This window comes from Nonomuraea polychroma (assembly GCF_004011505.1).
In the GTDB taxonomy this organism is placed as follows: domain Bacteria; phylum Actinomycetota; class Actinomycetes; order Streptosporangiales; family Streptosporangiaceae; genus Nonomuraea; species Nonomuraea polychroma.
Genome location: NZ_SAUN01000001.1, coordinates 8,719,624 through 8,735,926, shown reverse-complemented (window position 1 = coordinate 8,735,926; position 16,303 = coordinate 8,719,624). Strand labels below are relative to the sequence as shown.

General features: G+C 69.4%; 16 protein-coding genes and 1 pseudogene. 8 read left to right on the top strand and 9 right to left on the bottom strand.

What is annotated here, in order from left to right:
• Positions 1–12 precede the first annotated feature (12 nt).
• The 4 genes from purL to purS all read right to left on the bottom strand — a co-directional run bounded on the left by purL (position 13) and on the right by purS (position 4,015).
• The gene (gene purL / locus EDD27_RS40060; RefSeq protein ID WP_127937014.1) at positions 13–2,265 is read right to left on the bottom strand and encodes a phosphoribosylformylglycinamidine synthase subunit PurL; all 2,253 of its coding nucleotides are present in this window, start codon (positions 2,263–2,265) and stop codon (positions 13–15) included.
• Positions 2,262–2,942, bottom strand: a complete 681-nt coding sequence (gene purQ, locus EDD27_RS40055) for a phosphoribosylformylglycinamidine synthase subunit PurQ (protein WP_127937013.1) — start codon at positions 2,940–2,942, stop codon at positions 2,262–2,264. The genes purL and purQ overlap by 4 nt, the downstream gene beginning before the upstream one ends.
• Before the next feature lie 219 nt (positions 2,943–3,161).
• Complete coding sequence (locus tag EDD27_RS40050; RefSeq protein WP_127941282.1) at positions 3,162–3,548, bottom strand: ATP-binding protein; 387 nt, start codon at positions 3,546–3,548, stop codon at positions 3,162–3,164.
• Positions 3,549–3,769: 221 nt separating this feature from the next.
• Positions 3,770–4,015, bottom strand: a complete 246-nt coding sequence (gene purS, locus EDD27_RS40045) for a phosphoribosylformylglycinamidine synthase subunit PurS (protein ID WP_127937012.1) — start codon at positions 4,013–4,015, stop codon at positions 3,770–3,772.
• A 227-nt stretch (positions 4,016–4,242) separates the two neighbouring features.
• On the opposite strand from purS, the gene pdhA reads away from it, so the two are divergent.
• The 4 genes from pdhA to EDD27_RS40025 all read left to right on the top strand — a co-directional run bounded on the left by pdhA (position 4,243) and on the right by EDD27_RS40025 (position 8,329).
• Entirely contained in the window at positions 4,243–5,334 is a 1,092-nt protein-coding gene (pdhA, locus tag EDD27_RS40040) for a pyruvate dehydrogenase (acetyl-transferring) E1 component subunit alpha (RefSeq protein ID WP_127937011.1), read from the top strand.
• Positions 5,331–6,311, top strand: a complete 981-nt coding sequence (locus tag EDD27_RS40035) for an alpha-ketoacid dehydrogenase subunit beta (RefSeq protein WP_127937010.1) — start codon at positions 5,331–5,333, stop codon at positions 6,309–6,311. The genes pdhA and EDD27_RS40035 overlap by 4 nt, the downstream gene beginning before the upstream one ends.
• 13 nt (positions 6,312–6,324) lie before the next feature.
• A complete protein-coding gene (locus EDD27_RS40030) occupies positions 6,325–7,815 on the top strand; it encodes a dihydrolipoamide acetyltransferase family protein (RefSeq protein WP_127937009.1) in 1,491 nt (496 codons plus the stop codon).
• Between the two features lie 220 nt (positions 7,816–8,035).
• Positions 8,036–8,329: a Dabb family protein gene (locus tag EDD27_RS40025; protein WP_127937008.1), complete on the top strand. Its 294-nt coding sequence runs from the start codon at positions 8,036–8,038 to the stop codon at positions 8,327–8,329.
• Here the strand turns inward: EDD27_RS40025 and EDD27_RS40020 are convergent.
• The 3 genes from EDD27_RS40020 to EDD27_RS40010 form a co-directional block, all read right to left on the bottom strand.
• Entirely contained in the window at positions 8,326–8,589 is a 264-nt protein-coding gene (locus EDD27_RS40020) for a hypothetical protein (RefSeq protein WP_241564513.1), read from the bottom strand. The two genes, EDD27_RS40025 and EDD27_RS40020, sit on opposite strands and share 4 nt — an antisense overlap.
• A gap of 25 nt (positions 8,590–8,614) precedes the next feature.
• Positions 8,615–9,553 (bottom strand): MBL fold metallo-hydrolase, encoded by a 939-nt coding sequence (locus EDD27_RS40015; RefSeq protein ID WP_127937007.1) that lies wholly within the window; start codon positions 9,551–9,553, stop codon positions 8,615–8,617.
• A 93-nt stretch (positions 9,554–9,646) separates the two neighbouring features.
• Positions 9,647–11,452 carry an acyl-CoA dehydrogenase gene (locus tag EDD27_RS40010; RefSeq protein ID WP_127937006.1) on the bottom strand — a complete coding sequence of 602 codons (1,806 nt, stop codon included), beginning with the start codon at positions 11,450–11,452 and terminating at the stop codon, positions 9,647–9,649.
• Positions 11,453–11,554: 102 nt separating this feature from the next.
• Between EDD27_RS40010 and EDD27_RS40005 the strand changes: the two genes are divergently transcribed.
• Together EDD27_RS40005 and EDD27_RS40000 are read left to right on the top strand one after the other, a co-directional pair.
• Positions 11,555–12,352 (top strand): class I SAM-dependent methyltransferase, encoded by a 798-nt coding sequence (locus EDD27_RS40005; RefSeq protein ID WP_241564512.1) that lies wholly within the window; start codon positions 11,555–11,557, stop codon positions 12,350–12,352.
• A gap of 42 nt (positions 12,353–12,394) precedes the next feature.
• Entirely contained in the window at positions 12,395–12,781 is a 387-nt protein-coding gene (locus EDD27_RS40000; RefSeq protein WP_127937004.1) for a VOC family protein, read from the top strand.
• A gap of 13 nt (positions 12,782–12,794) precedes the next feature.
• Here the strand turns inward: EDD27_RS40000 and EDD27_RS39995 are convergent, their stop codons facing one another.
• Positions 12,795–13,244, bottom strand: coding sequence for a hypothetical protein (locus EDD27_RS39995; protein ID WP_164903994.1), 450 nt, complete (start codon positions 13,242–13,244; stop codon positions 12,795–12,797).
• Between the two features lie 75 nt (positions 13,245–13,319).
• On the opposite strand from EDD27_RS39995, the pseudogene EDD27_RS57245 reads away from it, so the two are divergent.
• Positions 13,320–13,733 (top strand): annotated as a pseudogene (locus EDD27_RS57245) (N-acetyltransferase family protein); the annotation flags it as partial.
• 120 nt (positions 13,734–13,853) lie between these two features.
• Entirely contained in the window at positions 13,854–14,252 is a 399-nt protein-coding gene (locus EDD27_RS57240) for a GNAT family N-acetyltransferase (protein ID WP_241564900.1), read from the top strand.
• Here EDD27_RS57240 and EDD27_RS39985 read toward each other — a convergent pair.
• On the bottom strand, positions 14,239–16,242 hold the full coding sequence (locus tag EDD27_RS39985; RefSeq protein WP_127937002.1) for a molybdopterin-containing oxidoreductase family protein: 2,004 nt from the start codon (positions 16,240–16,242) through the stop codon (positions 14,239–14,241). The genes EDD27_RS57240 and EDD27_RS39985 overlap by 14 nt on opposite strands.
• Between the last annotated feature and the right edge of the window lie 61 nt (positions 16,243–16,303).

The following is a 16,303-nucleotide window of genomic DNA, read 5'->3' as shown; positions in this document are numbered from 1 at the left end:
TCCGAGCAACCGTCAGCCGAACAGCGCGGGAAGCGCCGCCGAGTGCGTTTCCCGCAGCTCCTCCACCGTCACCTCGAACGCGCCCTCGACGACGAGCGCCGACCCCCCGGTGTACCCGAGCCCGTAGCACGGCACATCATGCCGCCCGCACAACGACGCGAACTCGTCGTAAGCCTCCGGCCGCACCACGACCAGCGCCCGCGCCGCCGACTCGCTGAACAGGCAGGTGAAGGCGTCACCGGGCAGCGCCACGGTCGCCCCGACGCCCCGCGCCAGGCACGACTCGGCCAGCGCCACGGCCAGCCCGCCGTCCGACAGGTCGTGCGAGCCTTCGAGCAGCCCTCTCTTGGCGGCCTCCACCAGCACGGTGGCGAGCGCCTGCTCCGCCGCCAGGTTCGCGTGCGGCGGCAGTCCGCCCAGGTGGCGGTGCATGACGTGCGCCCACTCCGAGCCGCCGAACTCCTCGCGCGTGTCCCCGAGCAGCACGACCCGCAGCCCGTCGGCGACGAACCCGGACGGCACCCGCTTGGCCACGTCCTCGATGACCCCCAGCACGCCCACGACCGGCGTCGGGTTGATGGCCGTCGCGCCCGTCTGGTTGTAGAAGGACACGTTGCCGCCGGTGACCGGCACGCCCAGCGTCCTGCAGGCGTCCGCCAGACCGCGCACGGCCTCGGCGAACTGCCACATGACCTCCGGGTCCTCGGGGGAGCCGAAGTTGAGGCAGTTGGTGACGGCCAGCGGCTTGGCGCCGGTCACGGCCACGTTCCGGTACGCCTCCGCCAGCGCGAGCTGCGCCCCCGCGTACGGGTCCAGCTTGGCGTAGCGGCCGTTGCCGTCCGTGGACAGTGCGATGCCCGCGGTCGTCGGCTCAGCGCCGGCCATGACCTCGGCGATCCGCAGCATGCCCGCGTCCGCCGGCTGGGCGAGCACGGTGTTGGAGCGCACGTAGCGGTCGTACTGGGAGGTCACCCACTCCTTGGAGGCCAGGTTGGGCGAGCCGAGCAGCTGCAGCAGGGTGGCCCGCAGGTCGGCGGGCCGCTCCAGCCGGTCGGGGGTGTCGGCGTTGAGCGCGGCCTGACCGACCGGCTCGTGGTAGGGGCGCTCGTAGACGGGCCCCTCGTCGGCGGCGGTGCCCGGCGGGATGTCCACGATGACCTCGCCGTCCCACGTCATGACCAGGCGCCCGGTGTCGGTGACCTCGCCGATGACGGTGGCCGGGACGTCCCACTTCTCGCAGATCGCCATGAACGCCGGGATGTCGTCCGGCCGGACGACGGCCATCATGCGCTCCTGCGACTCGCTCATGAGGATTTCCTCGGGCCGGAGCGAGGGGTCGCGGAGCGGAACCAGGTTGAGGTCGACCTGCATGCCGCCGGTGCCCTTGGCGGCCAGCTCGGTCGTGGCGCACGAGACGCCGGCCGCGCCGAGGTCCTGGATGCCGACGACCACGTCGGCCGCGTAGAGCTCCAGGCAGCACTCGATGAGCAGCTTCTCCATGAACGGGTCGCCCACCTGCACGGCGGGCCGCTTGGCCTGCGACTCGTCCTCGAACGTCGCCGACGCCAGCACCGAGGCCCCGCCGATGCCGTCGGGGCCGGTGGACGCGCCGAACAACACGACCTTGTTGCCGGGCCCGGGCGCTGTGGCGAGCTTGATCTGGTCCTTGCGCAGCAGGCCCACGCACAGGGCGTTGACCAGCGGGTTGCCGATGTAGCAGGGGTCGAAGACGACCTCGCCGCCGATGTTGGGCAGGCCCAGGCAGTTGCCGTAGTGGCTGATGCCCTCGACCACGCCCGGCAGCACCCGGCGCGTGTCCACGGCGTCCGCGCCGCCGAAGCGCAGCGAGTCCATGACCGCGATCGGGCGCGCGCCCATCGACATGATGTCGCGGACGATGCCGCCGACGCCGGTGGCGGCGCCCTGGTGCGGCTCGACGTAGGAGGGGTGGTTGTGCGACTCGATCTTGAACGTGGCCGCCCAGCCGTCGCCGATGTCCACCACGCCGGCGTTCTCGCCCATGCCCACGAGCAGCGCCTCGGACTTGGGCGCCTTGGTGGCGAACTGCCGCAGATGCACCTTCGACGACTTGTACGAGCAGTGCTCCGACCACATGACGCTGTAGATCGCCAGCTCGGAGCCGGTGGGACGGCGGCCCAGGATCTCCTTGACCCGGTCGTACTCGTCCTGCTTCATCCCCAGCTCGGCGAAGGGCATCGGCTCGTCGGGGGTCTCCGCCGCCCGCTTCACACTGTCCGCGCTCATGCGTTCACCAGCTTCTTGAGGATGGAGGTGAAGAAGCCCAGGCCGTCGGTGCTCGGCGCGCCGACCAGCTCCTCGACCGCGTGCTCGGGATGCGGCATGAGACCGACGACGTTGCCGGCCTCGTTGCGGATGCCCGCGATGTCGTTGAGCGAGCCGTTGGGGTTGCCGATGTAGCGCACGACCACCTGGTCGTTGGCCTCCAGCGTGGCCAGCGTCTCGTCGGAGGCCACGTAGCGGCCCTCGCCGTGCTTGATCGGCAGCACGATCTCCTGGCCGGGCGCGTACGCGTTGGTCCACGCGGTGGCCGTCTGCTCGATCCTGAGCCGCTGGTCACGGCAAACGTAGTGGAGCGAGGCGTTGCGGGTCAGGGCCCCCGGAAGCAGGTGCGCCTCGCACAGGATCTGGAACCCGTTGCACGTGCCGAGCACGGGCAGCCCCGCCTTGGCGGCCGGGATGAGCTCGTCCATGAGCGGCGCGAAGCGCGAGATGGCTCCGCAGCGCAGGTAGTCGCCATAGGAGAAGCCGCCGGGCAGGAACACGGCGTCCACTCCCTTCAGGTCGTGGTCGGCGTGCCACAGCGGCACCGCCTCCGCGCCCACGAGGCGTACGGCCCTGGCGGCGTCCTGGTCGTCGAGAGTTCCGGGAAACGTGACTACGCCCACACGGGCAGCGCTCATGACAGTCGTCCCCTCCGAGGAATGCGCGCGCACGCGCCACCGTCTGTTCGCGGTGGACGGTGGCGGTCTACTCAGGTTATCGGGTGCTGTCGCGTGGTCCGCATCGGCTGGTACGCACGCGAGGGAGTGCCGTCGCCTGGAGGAGCGGCGGGAGCGCAGCGACCAGAGCGGAGTCTGGCGAACTAGCCTGCCTCCACGGAGTGGAGGCGATGAACACAGTCAGACGGCTGCCAGCTGCCGCGGACGAGTGTCGGCCCCGTCGCCCGGGTCGAGCAGCTTGCGCAGGTGGACCGTGGTGCCACGGCCGGGCGTGATGCCGAAGGAGATCTCGTCGACCACGGAGCGCATGATCAGCAGGCCGCGGCCGTTCTCGGTGTCGGGCGGGGGAAAGTGCGGCGGGATCGACGGCACCCCGTTGCCGTTGTCCGCCACCCGCACGTCGCACTGGCCGGAGCCGATCGACGCCGTCACCTCGTAGCGGTTGGCGGGTCCCCCGTGCCGCACCGCATTGGAGCACGCCTCGGAGACGGCGAGCAGCATGTCGGAGATGCAGGTCTCACTCACGTTGAGTGAGCGCATGGCATCGCCTAGCACTCGCCTGACCATCGGTATGCCGATCGCATCCCGAGGCAGTGCCAACGAGAACTCAATATCCACCGGACTCCTCCGGGCGCCAGAATGTCACCTGGAGTAGGTTTCCCTGTGAAATCGGGGCTAACCGCAAAATCACGCTGTTGTTATTTAGTGTTGGCATGCCCGTGGCATTGTGGCACGTCCGAACCCCGCTTTAAGCGCCTAGGGGGAAATCAGGCCGCCATATCTTCCCTCTACCCCTCGACCCGGACGCTGTAGTCCTCGATCACCGTGTTGGCCAGCAAAGTCTCGGCCATCTTGCGCACCTCGGCGAGCGCCGCCTCGTCGGCCGGGCCTTCGAGCTCGACCTCGAAACGCTTGCCCTGGCGGACGGCCGCGACGCCAGAGAAGCCGAGCCTGGGCAGCGCCCGCGCGATCGCCTGGCCCTGCGGGTCGAGGATCTCGGGCTTCAGCATGACGTCCACGATGACGCGTGCCACTGCGTTCCTCCTGCATACGGGTGGAGTTGGGAAAGCCAGCCTACCGGTGGCGTGTGGCCGGGGGCACAACGGGAACGGCTAGGACATGGGGCTTGCGCACAGGACTGTGATGTCTGCCACCATGGCCCCAAACGAGTACGAACCACCACCACATGGTTCTTGCTTTAGAAGGCCGGTCTAAGGTGGCAACCCCGTCGAGACCGGCCCTGAGACCACAGGAGTGGCACGTGACAGTCGACGCCTCTCGTGGTGCTGAAGCACCTCCCGAGCTCGTCCAGCTGCTCACCCCAGAGGGAGAGCGGGTCGAGCACCCGGACTACGACATCGACCTGACGCCGGAGGACGTCCGGTCGCTCTACCGCGACCTTGTTCTCGTCCGTCGCATCGACCTGGAGGCCGTGGCGCTGCAGCGCCAGGGTGAGCTGGGCATCTGGGCCTCGCTGCTGGGCCAGGAGGCGGCCCAGATCGGCTCAGGGCGCGCGCTCACCGACGTGGACATGGCCTTCCCCACCTACCGTGAACACGGCGTGGCCTGGTGCCGCGACGTGGACCCGGTGAAGCTGCTCGGCCTCTTCAGGGGCGTCAACCACGGCGGCTGGGACCCGAAGGAGCACAACTTCCACCTCTACACGATCGTGATCGGCAGCCAGACGCTGCACGCGGTCGGGTACGCCATGGGGATCCAGCGCGACGACGCCACCGCCGCCACGATCGTCTACTTCGGCGACGGCGCCACCTCGCAGGGCGACGTGAACGAGTCGTTCATCTGGGCGAGCGTGTTCAACGCGCCTATCGTGTTCTTCTGCCAGAACAACCAGTGGGCCATCTCCGAGCCGCTGGAGAAGCAGACCCGCATCCCGCTCTACCGCCGCGCGTCCGGCTTCGGATTCCCGGGGATCCGGGTGGACGGCAACGACGTGTTCGCGTGCCTGGCGGTCACGCGCAAGGCGCTGGAGGCGGCACGCACCGGGCAGGGGCCGACGCTCATCGAGGCGTTCACGTACCGGATGGGCGCGCACACCACCACCGACGACCCGACGCGTTACCGCGTGGCCAGCGAGCTGGAGGCGTGGAAGCTCAAGGACCCGATCGAGCGGGTGAAGGCCTACCTGTTCAGGAACGAGCTCGCCGACCAGGCGTTCTTCGACTCCATCGAGGCCGAGGCCGACCAGCTGGGCGCCGACCTGCGCAGGAGGTGTCTGGCCATGCCCGATCCCGAGCCGCTCGACATCTTCGACCACGTCTACAGCGAGCCACACGCCCTGATCGACCGGGAGCGCGCCCAGTTCGCCGCGTACTTGGAAGGTTTCGAGCGATGACCGTACTCAGCCTGTCCAAGGCGCTGAACGAAGGCATGCGCAAGGCCATGGAGGACGATCCCAAGGTCCTCATCATGGGCGAGGACGTCGGCAAGCTGGGCGGCGTCTTCCGGGTCACCGACGGCCTGCAGAAGGACTTCGGCGAGGACCGCGTCATCGACACGCCGCTGGCCGAGTCCGGCATCATCGGCACCGCGATCGGCCTGGCGCTGCGCGGTTACCGGCCGGTGTGCGAGATCCAGTTCGACGGCTTCGTCTTCCCGGCCGCCGACCAGATCATCACGCAGCTGGCCAAGATGCCGATGCGGTCCCTGGGGGCGATCAAACTGCCGGTGGTCGTCCGCATCCCCTGCGGCGGCGGCATCGGCGCGGTGGAGCACCACAGCGAGTCCCCCGAGGCCTACTTCACCCACACCGCCGGACTGCGCGTCGTCGCCTGCTCCAACCCGGCCGACGCGTACACCATGATCCAGCAGGCCATCCGCAGCGACGACCCGGTCCTGTTCTTCGAGCCGAAGCGTCGCTACTGGGAGAAGGCCGAGATCGACACCACGTCCACCGACTGGTGGACGCCGCTGCACGCGGCCAAGGTCGTCCGGCCGGGGGCCCATGTGACGCTGCTGGCGTACGGTCCCATGGTCAAGACGTGCCTGGAGGCCGCCGCGGCCGCCGAGGACGACGGGCGTTCGCTGGAGGTCGTGGACCTGCGCTCGCTCAACCCGCTGGACGAGCCCGTGGTCATGGACTCCGTACGCCGGACCGGGCGAGTCGTGGTCGTCCACGAGGCGCCCGTGAACAGCGGGTTCGGGGCCGAGCTGGCGGCCAGGATCACCGAGCAGTGCTTCTACCACCTGGAGGCCCCCGTCCTGCGGGTCGGCGGCTTCTCCACCCCCTACCCCCCGTCGAAGCTGGAGGAGCACTACCTGCCCGACCTGGACCGGGTGCTCGACGCCGTCGACCGCACCTTCGGGTACTGAGAGGGGGCTCCGCATGCGACGTGAGTTCAAGCTCCCGGACGTCGGGGAGGGCCTGACCGAGGCGGAGATCGTCCGCTGGCATGTCAAGGCGGGCGACGACGTCAAGGTCAACCAGATCGTCGTGGAGATCGAAACAGCCAAGTCGATCGTCGAGCTGCCGATCCCGTGGGACGGGGTGGTGGCCGGCCTGCTGGCGGAGGAAGGCCAGACGGTCGACGTGGGCGTGCCGATCATCGCCGTCGACACCACCGAGGAAGGCGCCCCCGCAGCCGCCGCTCCTCCCGAGGACACCGGCACCACCGACCAGCCTGAGGCCGCCGACCGGGCCGGCGCCACCGCCCGGGGCGCGGCGCTGGCCGACGACATGGTCCCCAAGCCTCCGGCGGAAGGCGCCGTCGAACCCGGCGCCCACGGCAGCCCGGCACCCAAGGAGGAACGCCAGTCGGTCCTGGTCGGCTACGGCGTCAAGACCGGTGCGACGAAACGCCGCCCCCGCAAACGCCCCCCGACCGACGTTCCGCCACCCTCGGTGGCCAACCCGTCCCGGGTGGCGGTGGACGGCGGCCGCTCCACCGCACCACCTGCACCGACCGCGGCCCCCTCCGAGGCCCCTGAGGACAGGGCCCCCGCCACGGGCGGGGTGGCCGTGCTGGCCAAGCCCCCGGTCCGCAAGCTCGCCAAGGACCTGGGCGTGGACCTCACCACGATCACCGGCACGGGGCCACAGGGCTCGATCACCCGTGAGGACGTCCACGCGGCGGCAGAGGCGCCGACAGCCGCCTTCGAACGGCCGCAGCCGCGCGAGCTGGAAGAGCGCATCCCCATCAAGGGCGTGCGCAAGATGACCGCCGCCGCCATGGTCACCAGCGCCTACACGGCCCCGCACGTCACCGAGTTCCTCCAGATCGACGTGACGAGGACCATGGAGGCCGTGCGCCGCCTGCGGGCCCTGCCCGACTTCGCCGACGTCAAGGTCTCCCCGCTGCTTCTGGTGGCCAAGGCGGTCCTGACGGCGGCCCGCCGCCACCCGATGATCAACTCTTCCTGGGACGAGGAGGCCCAGGAGATCGTCATCAAGCATTACGTGAACCTGGGCATCGCGGCAGCCACCCCCAGGGGCCTGGTGGTGCCCAACATCAAGAACGCCCACACCCTGTCGCTCCCCGACCTGGCCCAGCACCTGGCCCAGCTGACGGAGACGGCGAGGGCAGGCCGCACCCAGCCCGCCGAGATGGCCGGCGGCACGATCACGATCACCAACGTGGGCGTGTTCGGCGTGGACACCGGCACCCCCATCCTGAACCCGGGCGAGGCCGCGATCCTGGCCTTCGGCCAGATCCGGGACATGCCATGGGTGGTGGACGGCGAGCTGGCGGTCCGCAAGGTGACGACCTTGTCGCTCTCCTTCGACCACCGGATCGTGGACGGCGAGCTGGGCTCGCTGTTCCTGCGCGACGTGGGCGCGATGCTGGAGGACCCGCTCACCATGCTCGCCTGGAGCTGACCGCCAAGCCGAGACCGATCAGGTGGCGGTGACCGCCGGGAGGACCCCTCTCCCGGCGATCACCGCGGGGCCGGCACGAGAGCACGTTCGCTCTCCGCGGTGGGCCCGTGCGATGCGATCCACACGGGCGCTCCCATGACGTCTGAGACAGCACAAGCCCGGTCTGATACACCGTCTTCGAGAACGTGGGCCAGAAAGGAATGTCGATAGGGTTGCCCGCATGATTCGCCACATCGTGCTGTTCACGTGGACCGACGACGCGACCGACGAGCAGAAGGCCACGGTGACGGCCGAGCTGCGCAAGCTGCCCGGCGCCATCCCGCAGCTGCGCTCCTACACGGTGGGCCCGGACGCCGGCATCACCCAGGGCAACCACGACTACGCGGTGGTGGCCGACTTCGACAGCGTCGAGGACTTCCTGGTCTACCGCGACCACCCGCAGCACCAGGCCGTGATCGCCCAGCACATCAAGCCCATCCTGGCGACGCGGGCGGCCGTGCAGCTGAGCGTCTAGATCTCCGGCGGGTTGTTCTCCCGGTGCATCAGCCTGTCGTCGGAGGTGCGGCCCCGCCTCGGGGCCAGCACGATGCTCAGCACGATGCCCACGCCGCCGACGATCATGAAGATGATCCCGACGACGTCCATGTGGACCGCCGGTCCGAACACGTCGGGCTCGATCGCGAACCTCAGGATGGCGCCGAGCGTGAGGAAGAAGATGCTGACCCCGACACCCATGACGACCTCCAGGCAAATGGCGAGTATGCCGACGGTCATACCCGTCTAACGGAGATCACACCCATCAAGCCAAGCATGACAGCGGCCGGCCGCCGTTGTAGGTGATCATGTCGAGCACCGCGGTGGCAAGGTCGATCGGCGCGCCCAGCGGCTGCCCGTCGAGCTCCGCGTAGGCCCGGTGCAGGTTGCCCACGATGCGCTCGGAGTCCAGCAGCCCGCCCCACTCGCCGAGATCGGTCTCCCTGGCCGTGTCCAGTGGCGACAACCCGGCCTCCTTGCCCCGCCTGGCCGTCTCCTGCACAAACCTCAGGTAACCCTCCACGCGGTCGTACACCTCGGGGCCGCACACCTCGCCGTGCCCCGGCACGATCGTCTCCGCACCGAGCTCTCTGAGCCGCCCGAGCGTCTCGATCGCGCCCGCGACCGAGCCCATCATCACGAACGGCGTGCCGCCGTTGAAGACGAGGTCGCCGGAGAACAGCAGCCGCCGCTCCGGGATCCACACGTACGAGTCGTTCGTCGTGTGCGCGGCCACGCCCGCGTGCCTGACCTCACACCGCAGGTCGTCGGAGTGCACGGTGACCCCGTCGGTGTAGGTGAGGAACGGCGGCGTCAGCTCCATCTCACCCCACTCCACGTCCGGTGACCACGCGGCGAGGTACGTGGGAGGGCCGTCGGCGAGGATCTGGGCGCGCACGCCCTCGTGCCCGACGATCGTGGCCTCCGGGAACAACCAGTTGCCGAACGTGTGGTCGCCGTGATGATGGGTGTTGATCAGCGTGGTGATCGGCCGGTCGCTGACCTTGCCGATGGCCTCGCGGAACAACCGCGTGCGCCGCTCGGTCGAGCAGGCGTCGACGCAGATCACGCCGCGCCGCCCGGCCAGGAAGCCGGTGTTGTTGATCCACCAGCTTCCGTCGGGCTGGATGTAGGCGTAGACGCCGTCGGAGACCTCTTCGACGCGCGGCGGCGGCAACGGATGGTCATGTGCGGATGAGCTCATGCCGTGAAACGTACTCCGCCGGAGTCTCGCCGACTGTGTCCTCTACGGCAGAACGCCCGCACGAGGGCGGGCGTTCTGTGGGGTGGGCAGCGGTCAGAAGGCCTCTTCGGGCAGCTCCATGAGCTCCTGGCCGGTCGAGGCGAGCACGCGCCGCTCGGCGGTCAGCCGCGGCAGCACGGTCTTGGCGAAGAACGATGCCGCGCCGACCTTGCCCAGGTAGAACGGGTCCTCGCCGTCGCTCAGCTTGGTCAGCGCCACCTCGGCCTGGCGCAGCAGCAGCCAGCCGATCACCAGGTCGCCCAGCGCCAGCAGGAACCTGGTGCTGTTGAGGCCCACCTTGTAGACCTCGGCCGGGTTCTCCAGCGAGCCGAGCGCCCAGCCCGCCATGGTGTCGCCCATGGTCTTGACCTCGGAGGCGGCCTCGGCGAGCAGCTTGCGCTCCTCCTTCAGCCGGCCGTTGCCCGCGTCGGAGCCGGCGAACGCGTTGATCTCGCCGAGCAGCGAGCCGATCGCCGCGCCCTGGTTACGCAGGATCTTCCTGAAGAACAGGTCGAGACCCTGGATGGCGGTCGTGCCCTCGTACAGGGAGTCGATCTTCGCGTCGCGGATGTACTGCTCGATCGGGTAGTCCTGCAGGTAGCCCGAGCCGCCGAGAGTCTGCAGCGAGCGGGAGAGCAGCTCGTACGACCGCTCCGAGCCGACGCCCTTGACGACCGGCAGCAGCAGGTCGTTCATGTCGTGCGCGTGCCGGTCGTCCGGGTCGATCAGGATCGCGTCCTGGAACGTGGCCGTGTAGAGCACCAGCGCCCGCATGCCCTCCGCGTACGCCTTCTGCAGCATGAGCTCGCGCCGCACGTCCGGGTGGTGGGTGATGGTCACCCGCGGGGCGCTCTTGTCGGTCATCTTCGTCAGGTCCGCGCCCTGGACCCGGCTCTTGGCGTACTCCAGGGCGTTCAGGTAGCCCGTGGACAGCGTGGCGATGGCCTTGGTGCCGACCATCATGCGGGCGTGCTCGATCACCATGAACATCTGCTTGATGCCCTCGTGCGCCTCGCCGACCAGCCAGCCGACCGCCGGGTGCTTCTCGCCGAAGGTCAGCTCGCAGGTCGTGGAGACCTTCAGCCCCATCTTCTTCTCGACGTTCGTGACGTAGACGCCGTTGCGCTCGCCCAGCTCGCCGGTCTCGAGATCAACGTGGAACTTCGGCACCAGGAACATCGACAGGCCCTTGGTGCCGGGACCGTGGCCCTCAGGGCGCGCCAGGACGAGGTGGAAGATGTTGTCGGTCATGTCGTGCTCGGCGCTGGTGATGAAGCGCTTGACGCCCTCGATGTGCCAGCTGCCGTCGGGCTGCTGCACAGCCTTGGCCCGCCCGGCGCCCACGTCGGAGCCGGCGTCCGGCTCGGTGAGCACCATGGTGGCGCCCCAGTTGCGCTCGATGGCCAGCTCGGCGAAGCGCTTCTGCTCCGGGGTGCCGACCTTCCACAGCGTGTAGGCGAAGTTGGGGCCGGCGGCGTACATGTAGAGCGCCGGGTTCGCGCCCAGCACCATCTCGGCCGTCGACCAGGCCAGGCTGCGCGGGATGCCGGGTCCGCCGAGCTCGGTGGGCAGGTCGAGGTGCGCCCAGCCGCCGTCGACCAGCGCCTTGTACGACTTCTTGAAGCCCTCGGGGATCTCGACACTGCTGGTCGCCGGGTCGAAGACGGGCGGGTGCCTGTCGCCTTCCTCGAAGGAGTCGGCGAGGACTCCGGTGGCCAGCCTGTTGACCTCTTCGAGAATGCTCCGCGCGACATCCTCGTCCACTTCCGCAAAGGGCCCTGTGCCGAGGATCTCGCGGCGCCCGAAGACCTCGAAGAGGTTGAATTCCAGGTCGCGAACGTTGCTCTTGTAGTGGCCCATGGGTGTAGATCTCCTTGAACCGGGGGCTTGTGTACTCGTCAGTAACCTTATCTGAAATGCTACCCGCGAGTAACCCCAGTCATGCATGGCATGCTCGTCTCCATGGACGCCGAAGAACTCGCCTCCAGGTGGCGGGAGCGACTGGAATCCTGGGCCATCCCCGAGGAGATCCTGGCCAAGGCACCCGCGGATCCGTGGAGCCACTCGCCTGAACGATTCGGCACGCGTACGGATCGGGCGCTGGCCGAGCCCGATGACGGTCCCACCATGACGCGGCTGGCCGAGGCCCTGCCCGACCAGGGCATGCTCCTCGACGTGGGGTCGGGCCCGGGTGCTTCCTCACTGCCGCTCGCCCGGCGCATCGGTCACCTCTACGCGGTGGACACCTCGGCTCCCATGCTGGAGGGGCTCACGCTCAGGGCGGACAAGCTAGGCGTGCCGGTCACGACGATCGAGGGGCGCTGGCCGGACGTGGCGGACCGGGTGCCGGTGGCCGACGTGTCCATCTCCGCCCATGTGGTCTACAACGTCCCGGACCTGGCCGACTTCCTGCGGGCGCTCGACGGTCACACCCGCGGCCGGGTGGTGCTGGAGCTGCCGCATCGCCATCCCATGAGCTGGATGACGCCGCTGTGGCAGCACTTCCACGGGGTCGACAGGCCCGTACGACCGATCGCGGAGGACTGCGTGGCGCTGGCGGCGGCGCTCGGCTACCCCGTGCGGGTGGAGGAGAGGGAGGCTCCACTGGAACGTTTCACGTCGCTGGAGGAGCTGGCGGAGAGCGCTTGCCGGCGGGTCTGCCTCGATCCGTCCAGGGCGGCGGAAGTGGCGGAGACGGTGCTGGAGCTCGGCATGTGGCCGGTGCCCAGGGACCGGTGGGTCACCATCTGGTGGGACTGACACCAGCTTGACGTTTTCGGTGGTGTCGGGTTGGGTGGCGTCATGATCGAAATCCATGGCATCACCATTGACGCCGCCGACCCCTATGAGATCGCCAGTTGGTGGAGCAAAGCGACCGGGCTGCCCCTGGGAGAGGGTGACAAGCCGGGCGACGACGAGGTGATGCTGCGGACCGAGCGGGATCCGTTCCTGCTGTTCATCCGCGTGCCCGAAGGCAAGACCGTGAAGAACCGGTTGCACCTCGACGTCAACGGCACCGAAGGAAGGACCAGGGACGAGGAGGTGGAGCGGCTGATCGGGCTGGGGGCGACCGTCTATGACGACCTTCGCCAGCCCGATGGCAGCGGCTGGGTGACGATGCGTGACCCGGAGGGCAACGAGTTCTGCGTGTGCCGGAGCCAGGCCGAACGGGAGGCGGGGACCGCCTGACGACGTATGCGGGTCACTGGGCGGAGCGCGCCCGGCCCTGCATCGTGAGCGTCAGGATGCCGGCGATCAGGTAGACCAGCGCGCCGTGCCACAGCGCGTCCACGGCCGAGCCGAACACCCCTTCGCCGTCCAGGACCAGCTGCACCGGGTAGTCCAGCACCGCCGTGATGCCCGCGGGCAACAGCGAGAACTTCCACGGGTGCCGCAGCGACCACACGCGGGCCTGGCGGGTCACCCGATCGCCCTCGTTCGGCTTGGCCACCGCTCCGATCGCGGCGATCAGGGCGAACAGGCTGATGCCGAGGCCCAGCGCCCACACCAGATCGCCAGTGCCTGTGAGCGCCCCTAGACCGAAGCTGACCGCGCCCACCGCGCCGCCGCCGATGGCGGCGGCCTTCCAAGGGGCGCCACGCAGGGCGGCGCCCGAAAGCGAGACCTCATCGCGTCGACTGATTTCGTTCATGTGGTAATCGTGCCTTTTGGGATCCCTTGGGGGCATCGGGGACGGACCCTGAGCTGTCCCTGACATGATTTGGACATGCGGGAAATCGTCATCGTGCCCCTTGGCGTGGGGGATCAGGCGCGGCTGCGCGAGGTGCGGCTGCGGGCTCTGCGGGACGCGCCGGACTCTTTCTGGGCCACCTATGAGAGTGAGGCCGAGTTCCCGGCGGAGAAATGGGCCGAGTGGCTGAGAGATCCGCAGTCGCAGTGGTGGGTGGCCGCGACCGGCGACGGTGTGGACGTGGGGCTCGTGTGCGTGCGCCTGGAGGAGTCCGGGGCCCATCTGGTGTCCATGTGGGTGGCGCCGGAGGCCAGGGGCGCGGGCGTGGGCTCGCGACTGGTCGACGAGGCCGTCGCCTGGGCCCGTGCCGCCGGGGCTGAGGAGATGCGGCTCTGGGCCGTGGACGGCAACCATGCCGCCCGCGCCCTTTATGCCCGCAAGGGATTCGTGCCGAGCGGGAAGGTCGGCGTGATCGCCCGGGAGTCCGGGCCCGACCTCCTGGAGTCGCACTACGTGCTGTCCCTGCTCTTCCGCCAGGCCCGCAAAGAGGACGTGCCCGCGATCGTGGCCATGCTGGCCGACGACCCGCTCGGCGCGCAGCGCGAGGGCGACCCCGCCGACGAGCGTTACCTGGCCGCCTTCGACCGGATCGACGCCAACCCCTACGACGAGCTGATCGTGGCCGAGCGGGACGGGAAGGTGGTGGGCACCATGCAGCTCACCTACCTGGCCGGGCTGTCGCGGCTGGGCGCCGAGCGGTGCCAGATCGAGGCCGTCAGGGTCGCCGCCTCCACGCGCGGCCAAGGGCTCGGGCGCAAGATGATCCAGTGGGCGATCGACCGGGCCCGCGCCCGCGGCTGCGCCATGGTGCAGCTCACGTCCGACAAGTCACGCGACGACGCCCACCGCTTCTACGACTCCCTCGGCTTCACGGCCTCCCACGAGGGCTACAAGCTCAAGCTGGGCTGACCTCGACCAGGTTGTCGTGGTAGCCGGGGCCCTTGCCCATGTCGGCGTCCCGCTCGGCCACGACCGCGTTCGGGTTGGCGCCGCCGGGGCTGAGCTTCGGCCAGCGGCCCTTTGGCGAGGCCACCACACCGGCCGCGACCCGGTCGCTGATCTCCACGTCGGCCAGGAACTCGCCGCCGTCGTTGTGCACCCGTACCCGCTGACCGGACACCAGCCCGCGGGCCGCCGCGTCGGCCGGGTTGACCAGCACCACCGGGTCCTTGGCGCGCCGCCGCAGCTCGGGGTTGTTGCCGAAGATCGTGTTGAGGAACGTGTGCGCGGCCGGTGTGACCAGCGCCAGCGGGTACGGCGAACGCTCCGCCTGGGCCGTGTGGGGCGGGATGTACGCCTGCCCGGCCCGCGGGAAACGCAGCCGCCCCGACGGCGTCGGGAAACCGTCGGCGAAGGGGATGAATGGCTTGGGATAGTTCATCCGCACCCAGCCCTCCTTGCGTAGCCGGTCAAGCGTGATGCCCTCCAGCGACGGATGCCCGCTGGACAGCAGCTGCTCGGCCAGCTCCAGGTCCGAGTCGTACAACGACGGCTCGGTCAGCCCCATGTGCGCCGCCAGCCGCCGGAACGTCTCCGTCGTCGACAGGCACTCGCCGGCCGGCTCTACGGCAGGCTCGTTCCACAGCAGGTACATGTGCCCGTATCCGGCGTGCAGGTCGTAGTGCTCGGTCTGCATGGTGGCCGGCAGCACGATGTCGGCGTAGTCGACGGTGTCGGTCGGGAACTGCTCCATGACGACCGTGAACAGGTCCTCGCGGGCGAGCTGCCGCCTGATCGCGTTTCCGTCGGGGGTCGAGCCGAGCGGGTTGGCCGCGTACACCCACAGGCACTTCACGTCATCGAGTTGCGAGGCCAGCTTGGTCATGACCAGCGTGCGGACCGGCTTGGCCAGCAGGTCCTCGCGCGTGTCGATGTCGAGGTGCACGTGACCGCTGGTGGAGTAGGCGATGCCGCCGCCGGGGTGGCGCCAGTCGCCGGTGACGCCGGGGATCGCGCCGATCGTGCGCAACGCCGTGCCGCCGCCCGCGTGCCGCTGGATGCCCATCGTGGCGCGGATGGCGGTCGGGCGGGTGTGGGCCAGCTTCATCCCCAGACTGTGGATGTCCGCGGCCGGGATGCCGGTGATCTCCGACACTTTTCCGACCGGGTGGCGCAGGATCTCCTCGCGGAACTCCGGCCAGCCCTCGCTGTGCTCGGCCAGGAACTCCTCGTCCTGCGCGTTCTCCGCCAGCACGACGTTGAGCAGGCCGAGCGCGAGGGCCGCGTCCGTGCCCGGCCGGATCGGCAGGTATTCGTCGGCCTGGTCGGCGGTCCTGGTGCGGATGGGGTCGATGGCGACCACGTGCGCGCCGTTCGCCCGGGCATCCTGGATGAACTTCCACAGGTGGTGGCCGCTGGTCAGCGTGTTGGTGCCCCAGAGCAGGATCAGCTTGGCCAGCGCGAGATTCTCCGGGTCCATGCCGGCCGGGGTGCCGTTCGTCCGGTGCAGGCCGCTGCCGCCGGCCGCCGCGCAGATGTTGAGGAAGTGCTTGGAGGCGCCGAGCACGTTCCAGAACCGCCGGCCCGCCACACCCTCGCAACCCTGCAGGTAGCCGAGCGTGCCCGTGCCCAGATAGGGCCAGATCGCCTCGCCGCCGTGCTCCTCGACGATGGCACGCAGCCGTACGGAGATCTCCTCCAGCGCCTCCTCCCACGTGATGCGCTCGAACTGGCCTGAGCCCTTGGGCCCGGTGCGGCGCAGCGGGTGGAGAATGCGGTCGGCGGCCTGCGTGTGCTCCAGGTAACGGTTGACCTTCACGCAGAGTGCGCCCCGCGTGTACGGGTGGTCGGGGTTGCCGCGTAGCTTGACCGCCTTGCCGTCGTCGACGGTCACGATCCAGGAGCACGTGTCCGGGCAGTCCAGCGGACATGCCCCCAAAACCTTGAGTTCGCCCGACATGGGACTCAGCTTACGTCGCGGAATCTGAGTGAACTGCTGGAGCTCCACCGTGTAGCTTTGC